This is a genomic window from Pseudoalteromonas sp. DY56-GL22, assembly GCF_041414715.1.
Taxonomy (GTDB): domain Bacteria; phylum Pseudomonadota; class Gammaproteobacteria; order Enterobacterales; family Alteromonadaceae; genus Pseudoalteromonas; species Pseudoalteromonas simplex.
Map to the genome: position 1 here is coordinate 451,273 of NZ_JANHZR010000002.1, position 20,884 is coordinate 472,156.

At 36.9% G+C, this 20,884-nt stretch carries 18 protein-coding genes; 15 read left to right on the forward strand and 3 right to left on the reverse strand.

The genetic code is table 11. The features are described from left to right. Positions 1-18 precede the first annotated feature (18 nt). Entirely contained in the window at positions 19-930 is a 912-nt protein-coding gene (locus NO991_RS05975) for an endonuclease/exonuclease/phosphatase family protein (protein WP_199529632.1), read from the forward strand. Here NO991_RS05975 and NO991_RS05980 read toward each other — a convergent pair. Together NO991_RS05980 and NO991_RS05985 are read right to left on the reverse strand one after the other, a co-directional pair. Beyond that, complete coding sequence (locus tag NO991_RS05980) at positions 903-1,307, reverse strand: response regulator (protein WP_371351775.1); 405 nt, start codon at positions 1,305-1,307, stop codon at positions 903-905. The two genes, NO991_RS05975 and NO991_RS05980, sit on opposite strands and share 28 nt — an antisense overlap. After that, positions 1,307-2,221, reverse strand: a complete 915-nt coding sequence (locus tag NO991_RS05985) for a glycosyltransferase family A protein (protein WP_138617714.1) — start codon at positions 2,219-2,221, stop codon at positions 1,307-1,309. Before NO991_RS05985 ends, NO991_RS05980 begins: the two co-directional genes overlap by 1 nt. Positions 2,222-2,441: 220 nt before the next feature. Between NO991_RS05985 and NO991_RS05990 the strand changes: the two genes are divergently transcribed. The 14 genes from NO991_RS05990 (at position 2,442) to NO991_RS06055 (ending at position 19,865) form a co-directional block, all read left to right on the forward strand. Next, complete coding sequence (locus NO991_RS05990; protein WP_054553826.1) at positions 2,442-3,593, forward strand: glycosyltransferase; 1,152 nt, start codon at positions 2,442-2,444, stop codon at positions 3,591-3,593. A 9-nt stretch (positions 3,594-3,602) separates the two neighbouring features. Beyond that, on the forward strand, positions 3,603-5,018 hold the full coding sequence (locus NO991_RS05995) for a lipopolysaccharide biosynthesis protein (RefSeq protein WP_371351777.1): 1,416 nt from the start codon (positions 3,603-3,605) through the stop codon (positions 5,016-5,018). Next, the gene (locus NO991_RS06000) at positions 5,002-6,366 is read left to right on the forward strand and encodes an O-antigen ligase (RefSeq protein ID WP_054553828.1); all 1,365 of its coding nucleotides are present in this window, start codon (positions 5,002-5,004) and stop codon (positions 6,364-6,366) included. Before NO991_RS05995 ends, NO991_RS06000 begins: the two co-directional genes overlap by 17 nt. Then, the gene (locus NO991_RS06005; RefSeq protein ID WP_371351778.1) at positions 6,359-7,069 is read left to right on the forward strand and encodes an acyltransferase; all 711 of its coding nucleotides are present in this window, start codon (positions 6,359-6,361) and stop codon (positions 7,067-7,069) included. Before NO991_RS06000 ends, NO991_RS06005 begins: the two co-directional genes overlap by 8 nt. Then, positions 7,066-8,190, forward strand: coding sequence for a glycosyltransferase family 1 protein (locus tag NO991_RS06010; protein ID WP_371351779.1), 1,125 nt, complete (start codon positions 7,066-7,068; stop codon positions 8,188-8,190). The genes NO991_RS06005 and NO991_RS06010 overlap by 4 nt, the downstream gene beginning before the upstream one ends. A 153-nt stretch (positions 8,191-8,343) precedes the next feature. Continuing rightward, the gene (locus NO991_RS06015; protein ID WP_054553831.1) at positions 8,344-9,819 is read left to right on the forward strand and encodes a GNVR domain-containing protein; all 1,476 of its coding nucleotides are present in this window, start codon (positions 8,344-8,346) and stop codon (positions 9,817-9,819) included. Next, a complete protein-coding gene (locus NO991_RS06020) occupies positions 9,816-10,892 on the forward strand; it encodes a glycosyltransferase (RefSeq protein ID WP_054553832.1) in 1,077 nt (358 codons plus the stop codon). Before NO991_RS06015 ends, NO991_RS06020 begins: the two co-directional genes overlap by 4 nt. Positions 10,893-10,901: 9 nt before the next feature. Then, positions 10,902-12,737: a sugar transferase gene (locus tag NO991_RS06025; RefSeq protein ID WP_371351780.1), complete on the forward strand. Its 1,836-nt coding sequence runs from the start codon at positions 10,902-10,904 to the stop codon at positions 12,735-12,737. Positions 12,738-12,895: 158 nt separating this feature from the next. Next, positions 12,896-13,216 carry an STAS domain-containing protein gene (locus NO991_RS06030; protein WP_138602248.1) on the forward strand — a complete coding sequence of 107 codons (321 nt, stop codon included), beginning with the start codon at positions 12,896-12,898 and terminating at the stop codon, positions 13,214-13,216. A gap of 8 nt (positions 13,217-13,224) precedes the next feature. Further along, positions 13,225-14,082 (forward strand): OmpA family protein, encoded by an 858-nt coding sequence (locus tag NO991_RS06035; RefSeq protein WP_138602250.1) that lies wholly within the window; start codon positions 13,225-13,227, stop codon positions 14,080-14,082. Between the two features lies 1 nt (position 14,083). Then, the gene (locus NO991_RS06040; protein ID WP_371351781.1) at positions 14,084-16,150 is read left to right on the forward strand and encodes an SLBB domain-containing protein; all 2,067 of its coding nucleotides are present in this window, start codon (positions 14,084-14,086) and stop codon (positions 16,148-16,150) included. After that, the gene (locus NO991_RS06045; protein ID WP_371351782.1) at positions 16,147-16,851 is read left to right on the forward strand and encodes an AAA family ATPase; all 705 of its coding nucleotides are present in this window, start codon (positions 16,147-16,149) and stop codon (positions 16,849-16,851) included. Before NO991_RS06040 ends, NO991_RS06045 begins: the two co-directional genes overlap by 4 nt. A 7-nt stretch (positions 16,852-16,858) precedes the next feature. Further along, a complete protein-coding gene (locus NO991_RS06050; protein ID WP_371351783.1) occupies positions 16,859-18,316 on the forward strand; it encodes a SpoIIE family protein phosphatase in 1,458 nt (485 codons plus the stop codon). A gap of 100 nt (positions 18,317-18,416) precedes the next feature. Then, the gene (locus NO991_RS06055; protein WP_199529623.1) at positions 18,417-19,865 is read left to right on the forward strand and encodes a sigma-54 dependent transcriptional regulator; all 1,449 of its coding nucleotides are present in this window, start codon (positions 18,417-18,419) and stop codon (positions 19,863-19,865) included. On the opposite strand, the gene NO991_RS06060 is transcribed toward NO991_RS06055, so the two are convergent. After that, positions 19,834-20,868: a glycosyltransferase family 4 protein gene (locus NO991_RS06060; RefSeq protein ID WP_371351784.1), complete on the reverse strand. Its 1,035-nt coding sequence runs from the start codon at positions 20,866-20,868 to the stop codon at positions 19,834-19,836. The genes NO991_RS06055 and NO991_RS06060 overlap by 32 nt on opposite strands. Positions 20,869-20,884: the final 16 nt, after the last annotated feature.

Genomic DNA, 20,884 nt, shown 5'->3' on the forward strand with positions numbered 1-20,884 from the left:
ATCAGAGGGAGGGTGGCTATGCGTTTACTAATTCTGGTTCTTTATGGCGTTCTTTTATTTTTAGCTTTTAATCAATTAGATTCTTATATGCTGGATTTAATCGCAGCGCTAAGAGGTCAGTTAATTTTAGTTAGCTTTTTACTTGTAGGGTTATGCTATTTTTACAGTAAAAAGATGGCATCAAGCTTATTAGTTTTAAGTACAATTTTGACTTTAGTGCACTTTAAACCATACTCATCTAATCAGAGGGAGGTCGGTGATATTAAGGTTACACAAATAAACCTACAATATAGTAACCCTAACTTACAACAGATTATCTATAACCAAATGATAGAAGAGAAAAATGATATCCTGGTGTTATTAGAGTTTAATGATACACAGCGTCATGTTCTTGATAATCTCAACACAGAATATCATTTGTTTGGTTATGCTGAAGTTGAAGGCGCGCCTTTTGGTATAATCGTTATCTCAAAACTTCCGATTATCCAAAAACAAATTAAACGTTTTGATAATCCAAAACTAGGCTATGTAAAACTTAGTTTTTTGCATAATAACATTATGTTAAATAGCCTTGTTTTTCATCCTCCATCACCAAGAGATAGAACTCTATGGACGCAACGCAACTCTGTTTTAAGTAAAGTGCAAAACGAAATTAAAACTTTAGGAGGGAATTGGTTAATTGCAGGGGATTTTAACACGGTTCCATGGTCGCGCTATTTTATTGAAGCTGATAATAATTGCTTTGATCGTAGTGGATTTTATGTAACTTGGCCTTCTAAAATTCAATTTAATGGCTTACCAGTTTTAGGTCTTCCTATTGACCATTGCATTGCAAGTGAGAAAATTAGGCTAACTAATATTAATACTAGTTTCGTTAAAGGTAGCGACCACAGGTCGCTTACCTATGAAGTTAAACTATCTAAACAGTGAAGTTGTCTTAATTTACTATTTTCTATCAATATCTCTACTAACATACTTAATTCAAAATTATCCCAAGGCTTTGCCGTAATCATTGTTGCGACTTTATCTTTGACTGTATGCTTAGATGCTTCCATCTCTGCATAGCCAGTTAATAACATACGCGAACTGTAAGGTTTTACTGCCTTAATTTTCTCAAGTACAGCTAAACCACTCAAAGAAGGCATTAATAGATCACAAATTACCAGGTCAAGCGCATTTTGTTTCGCATATTCAATAGCTGCATAGGGATCACTGTAACAAACTACAGAATATTTACTAATTAGCAGTCGTTTTAATGAGCGCAAAATTGCCTCATCATCATCAATTATTAATACAGTTTCTTTCATTAGCTTGCACCCAATAAGTGTTTTAGATCATAAAGAACATGTTTAAAATTTCGCTTATGAGGAAATAGCCAAAATGCCTTATTTGAATAGGATAGTGCTTTCGAGTAATTACCTAATTCTCTATAAAACTCACCATAACACTCACTTAAACGTGCTTTTATTTTCTTTAATTCTCCTTTTGTAACCCCGTATTGATTCCTGCGTATAATTTCAACCATTGCGGCTAATCGATTTTCTCTATTAGCAGTTATTGAGTTTGCTCGCATCAAGTAGTGCATTGCGCACAAAGAGCTGTAAGCTACATCACCTTGCTTAGCTATTTTTAACCAACAATCCAGATCTGTTGCGCTTGTTAATTTGTGATCAAATCCGCCTACGTCAATCAAAGCGGCACGTTTAACCATTACAGATGAAGTGCCAACAATGTTAGTTGTTATCATTTGACTTATTGGATTTTTCAGCAAATGAAATTCTGTGTTCGTTCTATTGCTGTCGAATTCAGGCCAGTAGTCAAAACAGCTGATTATGTCTTCATTTTTTTCATTAAAGTGCATGTAGTCTGTAAAACTTAGTACGCACTCTGGATGCTCGTTATGAAAGGCTAACTGTTTAGCTAGTTTATCTTTTGACCAGTAATCGTCTGCATCTAAAAATGCAACATACTCTGAATTTGCTTGTGTGATGGCCAAGTTTCTTGCTGCCACGACACCTTTCCTATTTTGGGTAAATAAACGTACTTCTTTATTTGTTTTAGCGAGTTGTTGTAAGTAGTCTATGCTTCCGTCAGTAGACCCATCATCAACAATAATAATTTCAAAATTAACATCATTTTGTTGGTAAATACTGTTTATGCATGTCTCTAAATACTTGAGACAGTTGTAATTAGGGATGATTACACTAACTTGAGTAGACATAAGATTACTCCAAAAACTTAAACATATTATTCTTGTAGTACGCAATTTAGAAGCCACTTTTATTAGCTCGATATTGGCTATAATTCTCTGATTTTTCTTTTTGTGCGTTGCATTTTGCAATTATTTATAGATTTGACGTCTCAAATTGAGAAAAGTACCCCATAAAAAGCAGGTATGGTTATTGCCCTTGTTTCTACATATATTTTAGTAGGAGCATTTTATGAAACACATCGCTATCTTAGTTCCGAGTTTCCCAGTTGCATCAGAAACATTTGTTGTCACAGAAATTAATGCACTTCTAGATGCTGGACATAAAGTGACGGTATTCACTTTTGAAAAAACCTCTGTGTTGATTAATTTATCAAGTGCAATAGAAGTCAAAGAGATTGAAAAGCCTGACTTTAAAAAAATACTTCCCGCAATGTTTAATGTTGTGAAACTCAGTAAAGCAATAAATACTGCAATCCAGTTTCGCTCGATATCTACACAATCTCTTATTGGCTATGGCTACAAAATTGCTCAGTACCTTAAAGTTGCCAAAATAGATCATTTGCACTGCCATTTTATGCATGGCCCTCTAGCATATGGCATTGTTGCTGCGAAAATGGCAAATATCACTGTCTCTTCGATAGGGCATGGCCATGATGTTTATGTAAATAGTGCCGATTTAAACTCGAAATTAGCTTTATGTGATTTCTCTGTCGCTGTGTGTGAAGAAATGGCTATGCAGTTTAAAAAATGCGAAAAAAGTAACGTGAAATTACTTCACTGCGGTATCGATACTACAAAATTTAACCAAACACCTTCATCATTAAGTGAATCTGTAAGGTTAATTTTTATAGGTAGGCTAGTCGAAAAGAAAGGGCTTCAATTCTTATTACCAGCTCTTAAACATATGCCTAAAGAATTTGGTATTACTTTAGATATCGTTGGCGACGGTCCAATGATCAACGACCTAATGTATATGGCTGAAGAGCTTGGCGTAAGAAAGTCAGTCAGGTTTCTAGGTGAAAAACCTCATGCTTGGGTAAGTGAAAACCTAGTGAATTATTCAGCTTTGATTGCCCCATTTTGTGTCGCTAAAAATGGTGACCGAGATACAGGGCCACTGGTTTTAAAAGAGGCAATGGCATGTGGTTTACCCGTTTTAACAACCACTTTAATGGGTGCGAATGAAATTGTTACGCCTAATGTTGGCATGAAATGTATGCCTAGCAGTATCTCTGGTATTAGCAAGATGCTTTATAAATTTCATCAGTTGTCACCTCATAAACGCTATTTACTCGGCCAAAATGCAAAACAACATGTTAATCAGCACTACAATGCATTTAACCAGGCTAAACAACTATCAAAGTGGGTTGAAGCTTTGTAAGGAACAGTTATGAGTAATCTAAAACAAATAGGTTATTTTGCCGTCGCAGTATTATCAGTAAAAGGACTAGGCTTTTTATTGCTACCAATTAGCACACGATTCCTAAGTCAAGTAGAGTTTGGTCAGTTAAATTTTCTAGTAACTGTTTCTGCGCTGTGTTCGCTTATTTTATCAATAGGCTTACCAGAGCTTTTACTTAAACAACAGTACAATACTCATACTGAAAAACTTGCTCTGTTTCGTGACGCGGTAATAACAACCTTTATATTTAGTTTACTCTTTGCAGGTTGTTCTTTGATTTTTTCTGAGCAAATAGCACATCAGTTACCGGCCAAAGTTGATCCTCTAGATTTAAGGCTATTAATTGTTAACCTTGTACTATCGGCGCTAATTGGTATTCCGTACATTTATTACCGCTTGACTAATAATGCGAGAACATATTGTTATTTATGCATTTCTCATGCTTTAGTCCAAACAACATTAACGATTACCTTACTATTTTTAGGTTTCAGTATCACTGGAGTTATGGTGTCGGGCGCAGTGAGTAGTTTACTTATTGTATGTATTAGCTATTTTGATATTTTAAAGGTTATTAATGTAAGTTATTCAGAGTTTTCTTGGCGAATACAAGGTAAACAGACTGTTTTTATCATTTCTATTGTTATCTCTAGTTTATTTATTTATGCCGGAAACGGCGCTGAAAATTGGTTTATTGTTGCAAACTTTGATGAGACATTGTTAGCGAATTACTACGTGGCGGCGCAGTTTGCAGTATTAACTTCGTTTACGTTTGAGCCTATACGCCTTTGGTGGTTTGCTAAACGTTTTAGCCTAGTTAAAAACAATAAATCTGAATACGAAAGTAAAGCCATTCTCTGTTTGAATGTTGGTTTAGCGCTTTGCGTAGTGATGTCTGTTCTTGCTCCAATCACTTTAAATTTAGTGTTACCTGATAATTACCACGGCAACGAGCACTGGTTAGTATTGTTAATTGTTGTGGTTGCTATTAGGCACCATAGCGATATTTTGAATATTGGTTGTTATACGCATAAGAATGGGATCTCGGTACCCATTATTAATCTTTTAACTGCATTAGTCGGTCTGAGCCTTTTATATCTTCTGGTGCCAATGTTTGCTGTAGAAGGAGCGATTTTATCTTTAATTATTATGCAGAGCTTTAAACTGTTATGTTTTTACTTAACTAGCCAACAGTTTGTTCCGCTAACTTTTAAACTATCTTCACTTGCTCCTAGTTGGCTTGCTTTATTGATCATAGCGGGTATTTCGTTTATGCCTGGCAATTTAATTCTACAATTAGGTGTCCTGTTAACGTACATTTTTGTATTTATTAATCAGTACAAGAGCATCATTTTACGAGTTATCAAAAAAACGGTAGAGGAGCGTAAATATGCTCAATTACTATAAGCAAAATCAACTTGTAATAAATGGTATTGTTGTCACCGTACTGGTTATTTCGACTTACTCGCTACTAGGTCCTATCGCCGTTTTTGCTTTATTACTACTTCCTTTTGCAGCGTTTACAGCAGTGAAAGTCAGTGTTGCATTTATTATCTTATTTATTCTTTTTAGTTATTTTAGGCTACACGAAGCATTTCCTGTTTTGATGCCATTAAAAATTCCTAAGCTCTTGGCATTAGCATCTCTTTTAGGGATTGCATGGCATCTATTTATTTCGCAGAAATTAAAGCCTCATTGGCATACAAATCACCTTATATTTTTTGCTTGGTTTATTTGGTTAACTATTTGCGTATTCAGTGCGGCTAACCGTGGTTTAGCGCTTGAGTATTGGTCAGGTGTGTTGATTAAAGTGCTCATAATGGTGTTTGCAATTTCATGGTGGATGACTTCTCTACAACATTTTAATGTTATCCGCATTGGTATTATGATTTCAGGCTCAGCCATCGCGCTTGTAGCCTTAAGTAATAAAATGAATGGGATCGGTCTTGTTGAAGGAACTCGTGTGACTATTTCGCGAGAACTTCGCTCACAACTCGGTGACCCGAATGATTTATCACTTGTCATGATGTTCCCAGTGTCTTTTCTTGCAGCTGAAGTTTTTGATAGTAGCGCCCATAAAATAAGACGTTTTATAGCACTCATCTGTCTAATAGTTGCGATTAGTGGCGTTATTGCTACTCAAAGTCGTGGGGGATTACTGGGGATTGCAGCAGTATTAAGCTTTTTTATCTATCAAAAAATTAAAAATCCAATCATTGTTGGTTGTATAGGTGCTGTCGGAATGCTCGCGATGATTGTTTTTGCAGGGATATCAGATAGACAAAGTGGTGGTGCTCATGAAGATGGTGTCGATGAGTCTGCAATGGGCCGTATCTATGCTTGGCATGCGGCAATTAACATGGCGCTGTCTAATCCATTGACTGGGGTAGGTGTAAATAATTTTGTAGCGAATTATTTTTTCTATAGTCCACATTGGGATGGCAAGAATCATGCAGTACACAGTACATGGTTTCAAGTACTTGGCGAAACAGGCATTGTTGGGATGTTTATATTCATTGCCCTGATCACATGTATTTACCGAAGTTTAAACCGTGTTTTCTTGATTAATAAACAGCTTAACGATGAAAAAATAGCAGTGAATGCGAAAGCACTTAAAGGCGGGCTGATAGGCTTTATGGTGTCAGGAACCTTTTTAACTCAAGCTTTTACTTGGCCTATATACATCATCTTGGCGTTAACTATTGCTCTTGAAAAGCTTGTTATAGATAAACAAAAGGAAAGGCATTATGACTGAGAATTTAAAACAGTGGTTAAAATCAAGTGACAGTCCTTTTGCAAAGTCACTTTTTCAAATTGCAAAACTCATTCGCAATCCGCAAATGTTTGTAATACCAGGTTTCCATGCATGCCTATACAAACTGCATTTACTTGTTAAAACAATTTTCAGTGAACTATTACGTATCTTCTATTTTACGCCAATTTTTAAAAGCCAAATTAAAGGTTCAAAACGTAATTTATATCTTTATTCTGGTATGCCACAAATTTTAGGGCAGCTAGATATAACGTGCCAAGATAATTCTCGTATTAGTGGTATTAGCACTTTTTGTGGTCGTAGTCATGGGTTAAACAAATCGCAACTTATCATTGGTAACAATGTCGATATTGGTTGGCAAAACTCATTCTCTGTGGCTGGTAAAATTGTTCTGCAAGATGATGTTAGGCTTGCTGGACGGGTTTTTCTAGCTGGTTTTCCAGGCCATCCTTTAAACTCGCAAAGGCGCGCTTTAGGTGAGCCTGATGATGATTCGCAAGTCGGAGACATCATTATAGAGCAAGGGGCTTGGGTTGGAACGGGGGTGACAATCCTTGCTGGCGTAACAGTAGGAAAGGGCGCAATAGTTGCTGCAAGTAGTGTTGTTACAAAAGATGTACCTGCATATACGATCGTGGCTGGAAACCCTGCAAAAGTTGTTAAGAAGCTGGAGTCAGAGTCATGAAATTTATCGTTTTTGGTGAAGATTGGCAAAGCCATCCAAGCAGTACTCAACATATCTTTAAAGAATTAGCGAAAAGCCATGATATTGTATGGATAAATTCAATCGGTATGCGAAAGCCAACAATAAAGTTGCTTGATGTAAAAAGAGTTTTTTACAAACTAAAATCGTTAGTGTTGAAAAAGAGGCATACTGAAGAATCTGCAGACAAGCACAGCAAACTTAAAGATCATACTTTGCCGATTTTACCTTGGCATGACAATAAGCTTGTAAAAGCATTTAATAAATGGATTTTTAATAAAAAGCCTTTTGTTGATAATGAACCAATTATCTATTGGGTTAGTGTTCCTACTGCCATATACCTTATTAATTTACGTCCCATAGACAAGATTGTTTATTATTGTGGCGATGACTTTTCGGCTTTAGCGGGTGTTGATCATTTAATGGTTGAACCACTAGAGAGAGAGCTTATTCTTAAAGCCGACCTCATTTATGTAGTAAGTGAATTTCTTTCTAGCAAAATGCCAAAGCATAAAGTTAAGCTGTTATCTCATGGTGTTGACTTTGATTTATTTAATAATAAAAAGCAGAAGGCAGTTGAACTTAGTAATATAAATAAACCGGTTATTGGCTTTTATGGTTCTTTAAATGCGTGGCTCGACAAAGAGCTTTTGCAAAAACTGGCACTTGAACGGCCTCAATACCAAATAATGTTAATTGGTAACATTATTGAAAACTTTGATTCATTATTATCCCTTAACAATGTGTCCCATGTACCCTCAGTAGAGCACCATAAACTTGCTACTTTTTCTCAACATTGGCATGTCTCGATTCTCCCATTTGTTGATAACGCGCAAATTAGAGCATGCGATCCGCTTAAACTTAAGGAGTATCTAGCGACAGGAACCCCCATTGTTTCAACTAATTTTGCTGCAGTGAGACCCTATCAAGAGGCTGTGCTGATCGCAGACTCTATGAATGCCTTCATTGAGCGTGTGGACTATGCCATTAGCATAAGCGATGAGCAAAAGCTTAATTGGCGACAAACTCAAGCTGATTACGCAAAAAATCACAGTTGGCAAGTTAAGGCGCTACAAATAAGTGATGAGCTAGGGCTTGGTTAACTTCATCTATTAAAAGCTGCATTAACGCAGCTTTTTTTATTTTTGGAACAAGATCTGCAACAGAATAACTAATTGAAATTATCGCAATTTATTTTTTTCAAAATGCAAATATAACTGCATTTTTTTGCAAATTGCAAAGCAATAGGTAACTCCATGTTAGTTAAAGAGCAGATCAAACGATTAATATATTTAGGGCTTTATGCGCTTTACACGCGTATTAAGCTTTTTATTATTCCGTTTTGCATTGTGCCTCTTGTTGTTATTTTCATGGGGCTGACTGCTCAAAAACAATATACCAACCACGCAACCATTTTGATTGAAGAATCTGCACTTTTAAATCCGTACTTAGATGATCTGTCTTTTTCATTTCAGTTATCAGATCGTATGGCAGCACTTAGAACTTTAGTTATAAGCAGAAAAGTACTTATTGCTGTCGCTAAGGAAACTAATTTAATCGCAGAAGATGCAACGCCAAAACAAGTTGAAGAAATTCATCAAAAGCTCTCTAAAGCTCTCTCTTTGTCATTAATCGGCGATGAATTAGTGCGTATAAACTTTATATGGCACGACCAAAGTCAAATGAAACCTGTACTTGAAAAAGTGGTAGAGAAATTTATTGAACGCTTACTTGCGCCAACTAAAGCCTCTTTAGATACGTCAGAACAATTTTTCTTTCAACAACTTGAAGGGTTACGCCAAGAGTTAGAAGTATCTGAAGAATCTCTTGCTAAATTTAAAAGCCAAAATAGCAATACATTACCAACGGTTTTACATAGCAACCGCGAAACATTCGATAAATTATTATCGGAAAAACAGCAGAAATTAATTGCTCTTTCTGGTGCTAAAGCAAAGCTCAATGCACTAAAAAATAAAGTAGGGCAAGCTAATCCAATCCTAGGGAAGTTAGAAGAAAAAATTATTCGTACAGAATCTGAATTAAGTCTACTGCGCACTCGTTATACAGATAAGCACAGTAAAGTTATTGAAAAAACACGTACTTTAAAAAACTTAAAAGCGCGTCAGCAGTCATTACTTGAATCAAGCGAAGACTTAGATACCTCGAATTTAGATCAACTTTGGCAAATGGTTAATACCTTGCCTTCGGGTGAAAATAAAGAATCCAGTGTATTGGTTTCTCAGCTGCTTGCCTTAGAAGAGGCTAAAAATAACCTGCTTCAACAGGAACAAGAATTTGCAATGCTAGAAGAACAGGTAAAAGAGGTAAGCGAGAGATTATTAATTACCAGCGATGTAGAAAAACAGCTAAGAAAATTAGAACGAGATTACGAAGTTAAACAATCGTTGTACAAAGATATGTTAAGCCGATACGAAATGGCAAAAGTAACAGGAAAACTTGTTAAATATGAAGGCCCAGACAAAGTAAAAACAATTGAACGCGCCTATAGCCCAACGCAACCAATCAATACCTCTTTAGTCATGACAATCGTGATTGGAGTTGTGCTTGGAATGTTTACAGGTGGAGCAAGTGTATTTGTTGCTTCACTTTGCGACAGCCATCTAAAAGATATTCAAACTATTGAAAAGCTTAGTAATGCACACGTAGTAACTGTCCTGCCAATTATAAACAGCAGTGCATCTAACAAGCATATTGAAGGAGAACCTTTATGAAGGTAATGCACTTAGTACAGCATTTAGAAGTTGGCGGCCTAGAAAAAATGGCAATTACGCTATTAAAGAATAGTCAATATAGCCAAACAACCATCATCGTCTCGTTAGAAGGTGATAAGGAGTCAGCAATCAAACAATGGCCGGAACTTAGCAATTATAAAAGCAGTGTTTTTTGTTTAAATAAAGCACCTGGCTTTAAAGGTTCGGTTATAAAAAAATTAAAGGCGCTTATAAAAGAGCAGCAAATAGATATTATTCATAGTCATCATATAGGTCCATTACTGTACGCTGGTATTGTGTGTTCATTAACAACTAAGCGTATTCGCCATGTTTCGACTATTCATGATGCTTGGTATTTAAACAATATTAAGCAACGTTTCTTCACCAGAGCTCTTAACTTATTAACACATATTCATTGGGTAGCAGATGCAAACATCGTAGCCAATGAGTTTCAATCAAAAACGTCAATCATACCTCAACAGACAATTTTAAATGGTATTGATTGCGAGCAATTTAAAGCAATAGATAAATCATGTGCACGCCAGCAGTTAAACTTACCAGAAAATGTTCAGTTGATCGGGTGTGCAGCCCGACTAATTGAAGGTAAAGGGCATAAAGACTTAATACATGCTCTCATTTATTTGCCTGAGAATTATCACCTTGTATTTGCAGGCGATGGTGACCAGAGAGATTTACTCCACAAAGCTGTTGAAAGCTATGATTTAAAATCGCGAGTACATTTCTTAGGAAATATACACGACATGAGAGTTTTTTACTCTAGCATCGATGTTATGTGTCTATATTCGAAACGAGAAGGTCTGCCCCTGTCTATCATTGAAGCGATGTCATGTGGAGTACCTATTGTCGCATCTGATGTAGGTGGTATTCACGAAGTTGTAACTGATAAAGAGGGGGAATTGATTGCAGCAAATAACTACAAGCTAATTGCCCCTGCAATATTACGTACTTTGCAATTACCAAACGGAAATCCTATTCGTCATCATGCTATTGCTGTTGCTGATGCACGGACCATGAGTAGTCAATATGACAATTTATACACAGCGTTAGCGTGATGGGAGGCTATGATGACAATTTTCAGTATCGTATTTTTAGTATTAGTATTCGTTGCAATTTACCACCATGTTGGATATCCAATCATGGTTGATTGGGCTGCAAAAAGTCACAAATCTAAACACAAAAATAGCAAGGCTGACCCTAAAACCTATCAGCCAAATATTGGTATTTTAATGTGCGCATATAACGAACAAGACCACATAGCAGAAAAGTTACATAACTTAGCCTCATTGTTATATGACAATGATCATTACAGCATACATGTCTATTTTGATGGTTGCACAGATGCGACGGTAAACAGAGCTTATGAGGCTCAACGTGTTTTATTGAGCCATGGTGTGCAATGTTTTTTCCATGTCAGGGAAGAGAACAAAGGTAAAGTGCATGGATTAAATACATTAATGGGGTTAGCTAAATTTCAAAATGATATTTTATTGTTCACTGACGTGAGCGCGCTATTGAGCATTGATGCTTTAAATAAGGTCGCCGATAAATTTAGTAATCCAAAAGTTGCAATTTCTACGGGAGTGTACACACTTGATGATAGGGCTCCAGATGCACAAAAAGCATATTGGAAGTATCAAAATCAGGTAAAACTATCTGAGTCCGAGCTAGGTGCAGTAATTGGTGTGCCTGGTGCCATGTTTGCGATGCGTTCAACATCGGCAATAGAGCTTGATGATAACACTATTAATGATGACTTTATTTTATCTATGAATGCGCTTGCACAAGGTGGTAAGGCAGTATTAGATGAAGACGTTGTTATTTATGAGCGTGAATGCGATTTACAACAAGAAGACTACAAACGTCGTATCCGCCTTGGAGCAGGGAATTGGCAACAAATTAAGTCCCTAAAACAGCTTCTAAAGCCTCAGCTTGGTTGGACGAGTTTAAACTTTTTTTCGCATAAAGTACTACGCGGTGTGATGCCGATTATCTTAGCGTGTATCTACTTGTGTATTTTATTCGAAGCTGCATTCATGAAAACCACATGGGCAGTGTTTTTAGCCATAGGTATTTTAAGCTTACACGGTGTTGAGCTGTTAAAGAGTGTTTTTAATATTAAAATACGCGTACCTATTTTAGATAAAGTAAACTATATTTTAAACAGTTATTTTCTGTCTTTATATGGAATTATACGCTACGAGCTAGGGTACTTTAATGCCCCTTGGCGACGTGTGAGGGATAACAATGTGAATCGTTCTTCTTGTGAGATATCTGGTAAGTCGGTTGTGAAGGTTATAAAGCGTGGCTGTGATGTTATCGGTGCATTAGTTGTAATCGCTCTCGTTTGGCCAATTTGTTTATTTGCCGCTATCGCAATTAAATTAACTTCTAAAGGCCCGATTATTTTTAGCCAACTTCGTGTCGGTGAAAGCTCAGATGACTTTGTCAAATTATTTAATGTATATAAGTTTCGCTCTATGGTTGTTGATGCTGAATTAAAATCAGGTGCCGTATGGGCGAGTAAGGATGATCCACGAATTACTCCTATTGGCAGATTTATGAGAAAAACGCGTATTGATGAGTTACCGCAATTAATAAACGTTCTTAAAGGGGATATGTCATTAATTGGTCCAAGACCAGAGCGTCCAGTTTTCTATGCAAAGTTAGAAAAAAATATCCCCTATTTTTGTCAACGAACTTATGGCGTAAAACCTGGTATTTCGGGTCTTGCCCAAGTAATGAATGGCTACGACGAATCAATAGAAGATGCTCGCAGTAAAATTGGTTGGGATTATGCCTATTCTCTTAGTATGTCTACGCCATTAGCATGGCTAAAATTAGAATGCTCAATAATTGTCAAAACGCTAATGGTTGTTTTTACAGGAAAAGGCCAATAGTTTTATGGTCAAAATCAGTTGCATAATGCAAATTAATTCCTATAAATTAATTGCATTATGCACAAAGTAAATAAAAACATAAAATTATCAATATCTTATATTCTGGCATTTAAGTTGTAACAGTAAGATTAACCAAACCATCTTAAAGGTAGAAAATCATGACTAATACAACTAAATCTGATGCAAATACCACATTCATCACTTTACCAAATGATTTCTCTGGCTTAGCAGTCGATAGCTTCAAAGATCAGTTCGAAACGGTAGCCACGAGTGAACAATCTAATGTGGTTCTGGATTTTAGTGACACCACCTTCATCGACTCCTCAGGTATTGGTGCGATGGTATTTTTATATAAACGAATTGAGAAAAAAGGCCAAAAGCTTTCTTTACTGAACGTTTCAGGTCAACCACATAAATTAATGAGTTTACTAAGAGTAGATAAAACCATCCCATTCATTGAGCAAGCTGACATCGCGTGAGGTGAGTTATGAAGCACATACTAATAACAGTTTTACTGATTATAATTGGCGGATGTGCTTCTTGGCCTGATGAAGGACAAGGAGGCTGGGCCGAAAAATACCAAAATTACCCATTAACCGATGAACAAAATGAGCTTATTTACGATACACAAGAAACAGTGGTTTTGAGTGAGTTTGAACATCACGTTTTGAAATTAGATTTGTTGAAAGCTCAAGGCATCAAACAATGTATGCCCGCTCAATTGCTTAAAGCTCAAATTTATGAAAATCGTATACGTCGTTTAATCGCAGCCCAAATGTGGGAAGACGCAGAGCATGATCTTTTGATCCATTACCACGGCCTAAACCAGTTATCAAAACACTTTGAAACAGTTAATGCGATGACGCAATGTGCTGGCCCAACGGAAAATGAGCAGGTGATGACTGCATCATTGAAAGAGCAGATCACTGAGCTGCTAAATAGTGACAATCAATTCTCTTTTAATGACTTTCAAGTAACACCTAAATACATCTCTCGATTATCACAAGCGGCTGACTTAATAAAACAAGTAGATAAAATCAATTTATTACTAGTAGGGCATACAGATATTAGCGGGCAACAAACCAATAACTATGAATTAGCATTGAAACGTGCAGAGACGGTTAAACATTGGTTAGGAATTTACGGGGTTAATCCAGCTACAATTACAACGCTCACACAAGGTAGTTTATCACCTTATAGCAATGAGCCCGACTCAAATGCTAAACGCCACTCAGATAGACGTGTAGAAGCGATAGTTATTGATATTACTGACAAAGATACGAACAAAAAAGTACATGCATTATCCAGTTGGACCAAAGTTTTAAATGGTCCTAAGGGGCAATAATATGAAACAATTAATTTTAATATGCTTACTTATGTTCTCAACACTCGCTGTTGCAGAGCAAGTTCAAGTCGGAAACAAAATATATTTATACTTACCGGGTGAAGTAGAGTTCGATGAACCATTTGAAGTTGCCAAAGATGGCACCATCACTTTACCTGAGCTTGGTAAGTTTAAAGTAACTGGCGCTGAACTTGCTGAAATTGAACAGCAACTACGTGCTGCATTAAGCGAAGTCTATGTTGCGATGGATGATTTTTATGTCGAAATTCGTTCTAGAGATATTTTTATTAATGTTATGGGTTATGTGAACGACCCATCTCAAGTCAGTATTCCCCGTGATGGTAATATCCAAATGGTCATTGCACGTGCAGGTGGCTTGAAACCAGGGGCACAGCTAGACAGACTACAAATTCGTCGCGGTAACGATGTAATAGAATTCAATTACAAAGCCTATTTAGATTCAGGCAACATTGACTTATTACCCCAATTACAAAGTGCCGACACAGTATTCGTACCTGTATCACCACTATTAGGCAATGTACAAATCGATTTTGATGCGCAAACATTAAGTGCATCCGGTGATGCCAGCGATAATAGTGCAATCACCTTACTTGGTGAAGTCCACAATCCAGGTAGTTTTTCATTCAAAGAAAATATGAGTGTATTAGATGCATTGATGCGAGCTGAAGGCGTAACTCGCTACGCAGATGTAACCAAAATTCGCGTTATCGTAGACAAAACACCTGTTGTTTTTGACCTAAAAGCGTATTTGGATAAACCTAACAACGATACAATGCCTGCACTAAAAGCTGGTTCTACGATTTACGTGCCTATCATGGTTGATGATGTAAACACTACATCACGTACCGTCTACATCATGGGTGAAGTACAAAAGCCGGGTGCTTATGAGGCCGGTGATAGTACCAGCTTTTTAGATATTCTTGCGAATGCCGGCGGGCCGACTCGCTTTGCAGAAACTCGGCAGATTAAGATTTTAACGCCATCGGGCGAAAGTATTTTATTCGATCTGCAAGGCTACAGTGAAGGAATTGTGACTGTAAAAGTGCCTAACTTAAACCCAGGAGATGTGATTTTTGTTCCAGAAAAGACTGACCAAAATGAAAAAAGTTGGTTAAAAGTGCCACCAAAACGCGCAATTAAAATTATCGGCGCAATCCAATCACCGGGCCGTTATGAATGGAGTCCCGAAATGGATTTCACAGATTTACTTGCGCATGCAGGCGGGCCAACTAAAGGCGCAAATATCAATGATATAAAGATCGTTCGTAATGCTGAAGTCACTAAACGTTTCGATTTAGAGCAGTATACAATTAATGATGCAGGAAACTATGAATTACCCAACTTGATTGCTGGCGACACTATCATTGTTGAGGAACTGCCAGTTGATCCTGCTGATAATAAATCGCAATGGATCCGCCAAGAATCAAGTAAATCTATTTATATAATGGGTCAAGTTGGTTCTCCAGGCCGCTATGCATTTAATACCAATATGCATTTTATTGATATTTTAGCCGCGGCTGATGGTCCTACAGATAATGCAGATTTACGTAATATTCGTATTACCCATCGTAATGGAAACACTGCAAAGGTTAGTAAGTTAAACCTCGCACTTTATTTTGAAACAGGCGATGAAACACTCTTTCCACACGTTTTACCAGGCGATACCATCTACATTCCTGAAAAAGATAAAGATTGGTTACGTACCCCTAAAGAGCAAGTAGTGCGTATTATGGGGGCTGTTGAAAAGCCTGGTCGTTACAGCTTTGATGACACTATGACGGTACTTGACGTACTAGCAGAAGCAGGCGGTCCATCAAGCTCTGCACTCATAGACAAAATTGTGGTGGTTAATCATTCATGCTGTAAAGAGCAGTCTCGTGTATTTGATTTAGAAGAGTTTGTTAAGAATCCGAATTCAGCGTATATCCCTGTGTTACGTGCCGGCGATACGCTTTATGTGCCAGATAAAGGTCAGGATTTAATTAGCCAATTTAAATCTAACTTTCTCGACTTCATAACAGTAATCGCTTTAGTGGTGGGCCTATGAAAATGATACCTTCTCAATACCAAGAGCTTGAAGCAGTTTGTAATGAAATTGATAACCTTAAAGCTCGCTGTATTTGTTTTATATCTTTAACAGGAAGTGAGGGGTCAACTTCCTTATGTACTAGTGTTGCAACAAGACTATGCAATCAATCAAAAAGAGTTTTGATCATTGACTTGAACCCAATTTCGCCTTTTAAACTTGATCAGAACCAAAGTACTGACGTTGGGCCATGGTGCTTTAGTGATATAAGTTGTCAATTAAATATTATTAGCACAGATCACGTTGATATTTTAACTATGCAGCATCTAAATGAGCTGGAATCAGTTAAAAACAAATCAATCCTAAACGATGCAATTGAACGAATAAAACAAGAATATGACTATGTGTTTATTGATATGAGCCCAGCACTTAAGTGTAATCGAGGCAATGTACCATTACATGCGCTAAGCTTATGTACTGACATGACATTTTTGACTGTTTCATTAGGTTTAAATGATGAAGAAGCACTGTGCCATGGCATTACAAATCTAGAGCAAGCAGGATTGACTGAGATTAAAATTGTAGTAGCACAGCATAACTTTGCTCCACTGGGTACACGTTTGATTGAGTCACTTAAAACGCGCCAACATAAATGGCCTAAACTTTCTAATTACCTAATAAATAAAATAATTAAACAACGTTGGTTGTTTACTGCATATTGAGAGACAAATGGACTGCCTTTATCAAAAGAGTTATACGCTAGATTGGCCGATAGTGAGTGAGATACGGCATGTTTTAAAACATATCCTTACTGCAATTAGTGTCAAGCACCAAGACATTGATGCTGCAGGCCTTGTCGCAACCGAGTATTTAACTAATTTACTACGCCACACAAAGAAAAATGATAAGCCTTTGTTATTTAGTATATTTAAAGTATCAAACCAGCAGTTACGAATTGAATTTAAAGATTCATTTAAAAGTTATGATATTTTTAATAATCACTCATCAAATTGGGAAATAGACAGCGGTGAGCTTGTTGAAGGGGGGATGGGGGTTGCGCTTATCAAGCATTATTTTCCTAATGCTAGCTATAATACTCATCATCAATTTAATACATTTTCTTTCTGTTTAAACAATATCGATAAGCGGCCCACATTGATATACATTGATGATGATAAGTCACAATTGGCTCTGCTTAAAGCCTATTTATCTGAACATTTTCAAGTAATCTGTTGCGAAGACATTGAATCAGGTTGGCAAGAGATCCTGACCTCGGGTGCGACGATTTTACTGTTAGACCACAAGCTTAAAAATGGTACGAGTGAGCCGCTATTAAAACGACTAAACCAGTCAAATCTAAAAATTAATTTATCAGTTGTTATGCTCACGGGGGATGACAGTGAAGAGTTGATCAAAAGAATTAATATGCTCGGCGTTGATGATTATCTAGTTAAACCTGTTACCAAAACTAGATTACTGCAAAGTATTGAAAGAATTGTTCATCGGTTCTCTGCTTTAAAGTACTTTGTTAATGAGGACAGAGCACCAACCAAACGTGAGTTAGAAACGTATAACGCTTATAATTTTGGCTCAATTATAAGCCAAATGGGGGGAGATTTTTGTTTGTATCCCCACCAGCATAGCAACGCCGTGGTAATTGGCGATATGATGGGACATGGTCTAGTCGCTTTAAAAGAGAGCTTTGCTATTAAAGGTTTTTTAAGTGGTTGTTTAGCAACAGAGATCCCTTTAAAGACCGTACTACCTATGTTGAATAGAGCCCTTTCTGAGCAGCGCTTATGTAAATCAAGCTTAGTAACCTTGTTGATAATTTATATCGAAGATAACCGTTTACATTGGTTCAATGCGGGTCATCCTGCGCCTTGTGTTATTAATAAACAAGGCCGTTTAGAGCAGCTAGTTGGCACAGATCCTTTGCTTGGCCTTAATGATCAACATCAATTTAAGCATTACCAATATGAACTAGCTGAGGTTGAGCACATATTAATCTTTACAGATGGTTGGTTAGATAACCAGCACTTAGATGAAGTGGATCAAATAGTATCGAAATTAAACGCAAACAAACTCTACAATGAAGATTTTGCATATGGTTTATGGCAAGCCAGTCAAGTGAAGTTATCTGAAGAAGTTGATGATGCATCACTCATTGTGATCAACAAACACTAAAGTTTGAGTTTACAAACTGAGCGATTTCACACTAAGCTATTAGTAAGGTTTTGTATCATAATCACTTTATCTCAACAGCTATTAAAATAAGGACATACCAATGCCACCTAAAATTCTCATTGTTGAAGATACTGAGTCACTGGCTTTAATGTACCAGTCATACTTAATACCCACGGGTGTAAATACGCGCATCGCTTACACCGGCGAGCAGGCGATAGCTGCTTTAGAAGAATTTCAACCAGACCTGATCATATTAGATGTCATGCTGCCGGATATGAATGGCCTTGATATTTTATCATCATTAAATGCTGATAACTCTCCGCAGGTAATTGTCTTAACAGGCCATGCAACAAAAGAAATGGCCATTAAAGCAATTAAATTAGGTGCGAGTGACTTTTTAGAAAAACCCATTGAAGCGGATCGTTTTCGGATCACTGTAAATAACGGATTAAAACTAAAAGACTTAAAGCAAACCGTAAAAACATACAAAAGTACCTATGAGAATGGACAGTACTTTGATTTGATTGGCAGCTCTGCTGAAATGCAATCTGTTTACCAAATTATTAAATCTGCCTCAGCAAGCAAAGCAACCGTTTTTATTACTGGTGAAAGTGGTACAGGAAAAGAATTATGTGCCCGTGCAGTGCACCTAGCATCTCCGCGTGCAAATAAACCCTTTGTTGCTTTGAATTGTGCCGCAATTCCTAAAGATTTAATTGAAAGTGAGATTTTTGGACATTTAAAAGGCGCATTTACAGGGGCCATTGCAAACCGTGAAGGGGCTGCCGGCCAAGCTGATGGAGGAACTTTATTTTTAGATGAGCTCTGCGAAATGGATATTAATCTTCAGAGTAAACTCTTACGCTTTATTCAAACTGGTTGTTATCAGCAAGTAGGGAGTGAAAAAGAGGTTAAAGTTGATGTACGCTTTGTTTGTGCAACAAATCGTGATCCTTTGCTTGAGGTTAAAGAAGGGCGTTTCCGCGAGGATCTATATTATCGTTTACATGTTATTCCTGTCACTTTACCACCTCTTAATCAACGTGGCAGAGACGTTATTGAGATAGCAGATGCCTTATTCAAAAAAATTAGTAAAGAGGAAGGGCGTAGTTACAGGGGCATGTCTGATGCTGTTAAAAACATGTTTTTAAAATACAGTTGGCCGGGTAATGTTCGACAGCTAGAAAATACAATTAGAAATATTCTCGTACTTCACAATGAGGATTATATAGAAACAAATATGATCCCTGCTTTACCTCATAGCCAAAACCAGTCAGTCGAAACGGCAGCTTCTGAACCAAGTCATAGGGTTAAAACACAATTTGAGGATAGTACGCCTATATCTTCAGAAATAATTTCAATTGATGAAAAACCAGCAGAGTTTTCTCAGTCAGATATAGAACCCCTTTGGTTAGTTGAAAAACGCTATATAGAACAGTCTATCGATGCTTGTGATAACAATATTCCAAAAGCAGCGGCCTTGTTAGATGTGAGTCCTTCAACACTTTACAGAAAAATCAAGAGTTGGGAGGAAATGCAGGTAAGCTAGCGGTATAAGCCTTATTTAATTGTTCAAATTGCTGTTTACCTGAAAAACGTTGCTCAACTAATTGCTTAGCATTTTTGAGCATATTGCGCTTTTGCTCAGCACTGAGTGATCGTAAGTAATTTAATTGGTTTACTAATGCATCAGTGCTTGAATCAGTCATTAGTAAGCCATTTTTTAAATGTTCAATGATTTTCACAAGTTGGCCAACAGGTGCAGAAATCACTAGTACACCATTAGACATTGCTTCAAGGACAACCATAGGTAAACCTTCGGCCCTTGAACAAACAACCAATACATCTAAATGTGGCCATATTTGTTCTGGCTCACATTGTCCATGATAAGTTATTGCTGTTAAATCTAATTCACTTGCCATTGGTCCATCACCAAACATATGAAAATTAAGATATTCAGATGAAAACTGTTTAGCTGTTTCAATAAATATATCAGGGGCTTTCTCGTAAGATAAGCGGCCAACAAAGCCAACGTTAATTGGCTCTCTCTCAATGTTTATTGAGTGCTTAGATTTATTATTCAAACTGATAAAGTTTTCCAGTAGTTCTGCTTTGTAAATCTGTTTTGAAAGAATATCTGAAACGGCAAAATTAAATGAAAAGTAGCTTAAAAGCTTATCAAGCCTGTTATATAAATAAACGAGTCCCTGACCTTGCTCACCGGCATGATAAGTAGATATACAACGGCGATTTTGCATTAAGCAAGCGAGCTTGCCTAATATACTTGCTTTATAACCATGAGTATGAAGTAACGAGCTAGATGGTAACCCTTTGATAATTTTGTATAAACCTAAAAAACATCCGCCCGCAAATTGGTAGTCAATATTTGCATTATCCAAACGATTGTAAAATGCGATGTTATTATGATCTTGATAAAACAAAACTGAGCTTTTAATATTATATTGTTCAAGCAAATTGCATAGGGCGATGATATGGCTTTCGATGCCGCCAATGATGCTTGAATCTACAAATAAAATAACACTGTACTTCATATCTACTCCAAGGACA

Bases quoted from the DNA above. Each gene is read 5' to 3' on its own strand.
- NO991_RS05975 (WP_199529632.1), top strand. From the start codon at position 19: ATGCGTTTACTAATTCTGGTTCTTTATGGCGTTCTTTTATTTTTAGCT.
- NO991_RS05980 (WP_371351775.1), bottom strand. From the start codon at position 1,307: ATGAAAGAAACTGTATTAATAATTGATGATGATGAGGCAATTTTGCGC.
- NO991_RS05985 (WP_138617714.1), bottom strand. From the start codon at position 2,221: ATGTCTACTCAAGTTAGTGTAATCATCCCTAATTACAACTGTCTCAAG.
- NO991_RS05990 (WP_054553826.1), top strand. From the start codon at position 2,442: ATGAAACACATCGCTATCTTAGTTCCGAGTTTCCCAGTTGCATCAGAA.
- NO991_RS05995 (WP_371351777.1), top strand. From the start codon at position 3,603: ATGAGTAATCTAAAACAAATAGGTTATTTTGCCGTCGCAGTATTATCA.
- NO991_RS06000 (WP_054553828.1), top strand. From the start codon at position 5,002: ATGCTCAATTACTATAAGCAAAATCAACTTGTAATAAATGGTATTGTT.
- NO991_RS06005 (WP_371351778.1), top strand. From the start codon at position 6,359: ATGACTGAGAATTTAAAACAGTGGTTAAAATCAAGTGACAGTCCTTTT.
- NO991_RS06010 (WP_371351779.1), top strand. From the start codon at position 7,066: ATGAAATTTATCGTTTTTGGTGAAGATTGGCAAAGCCATCCAAGCAGT.
- NO991_RS06015 (WP_054553831.1), top strand. From the start codon at position 8,344: ATGTTAGTTAAAGAGCAGATCAAACGATTAATATATTTAGGGCTTTAT.
- NO991_RS06020 (WP_054553832.1), top strand. From the start codon at position 9,816: ATGAAGGTAATGCACTTAGTACAGCATTTAGAAGTTGGCGGCCTAGAA.
- NO991_RS06025 (WP_371351780.1), top strand. From the start codon at position 10,902: ATGATGACAATTTTCAGTATCGTATTTTTAGTATTAGTATTCGTTGCA.
- NO991_RS06030 (WP_138602248.1), top strand. From the start codon at position 12,896: ATGACTAATACAACTAAATCTGATGCAAATACCACATTCATCACTTTA.
- NO991_RS06035 (WP_138602250.1), top strand. From the start codon at position 13,225: ATGAAGCACATACTAATAACAGTTTTACTGATTATAATTGGCGGATGT.
- NO991_RS06040 (WP_371351781.1), top strand. From the start codon at position 14,084: ATGAAACAATTAATTTTAATATGCTTACTTATGTTCTCAACACTCGCT.
- NO991_RS06045 (WP_371351782.1), top strand. From the start codon at position 16,147: ATGAAAATGATACCTTCTCAATACCAAGAGCTTGAAGCAGTTTGTAAT.
- NO991_RS06050 (WP_371351783.1), top strand. From the start codon at position 16,859: ATGGACTGCCTTTATCAAAAGAGTTATACGCTAGATTGGCCGATAGTG.
- NO991_RS06055 (WP_199529623.1), top strand. From the start codon at position 18,417: ATGCCACCTAAAATTCTCATTGTTGAAGATACTGAGTCACTGGCTTTA.
- NO991_RS06060 (WP_371351784.1), bottom strand. From the start codon at position 20,868: ATGAAGTACAGTGTTATTTTATTTGTAGATTCAAGCATCATTGGCGGC.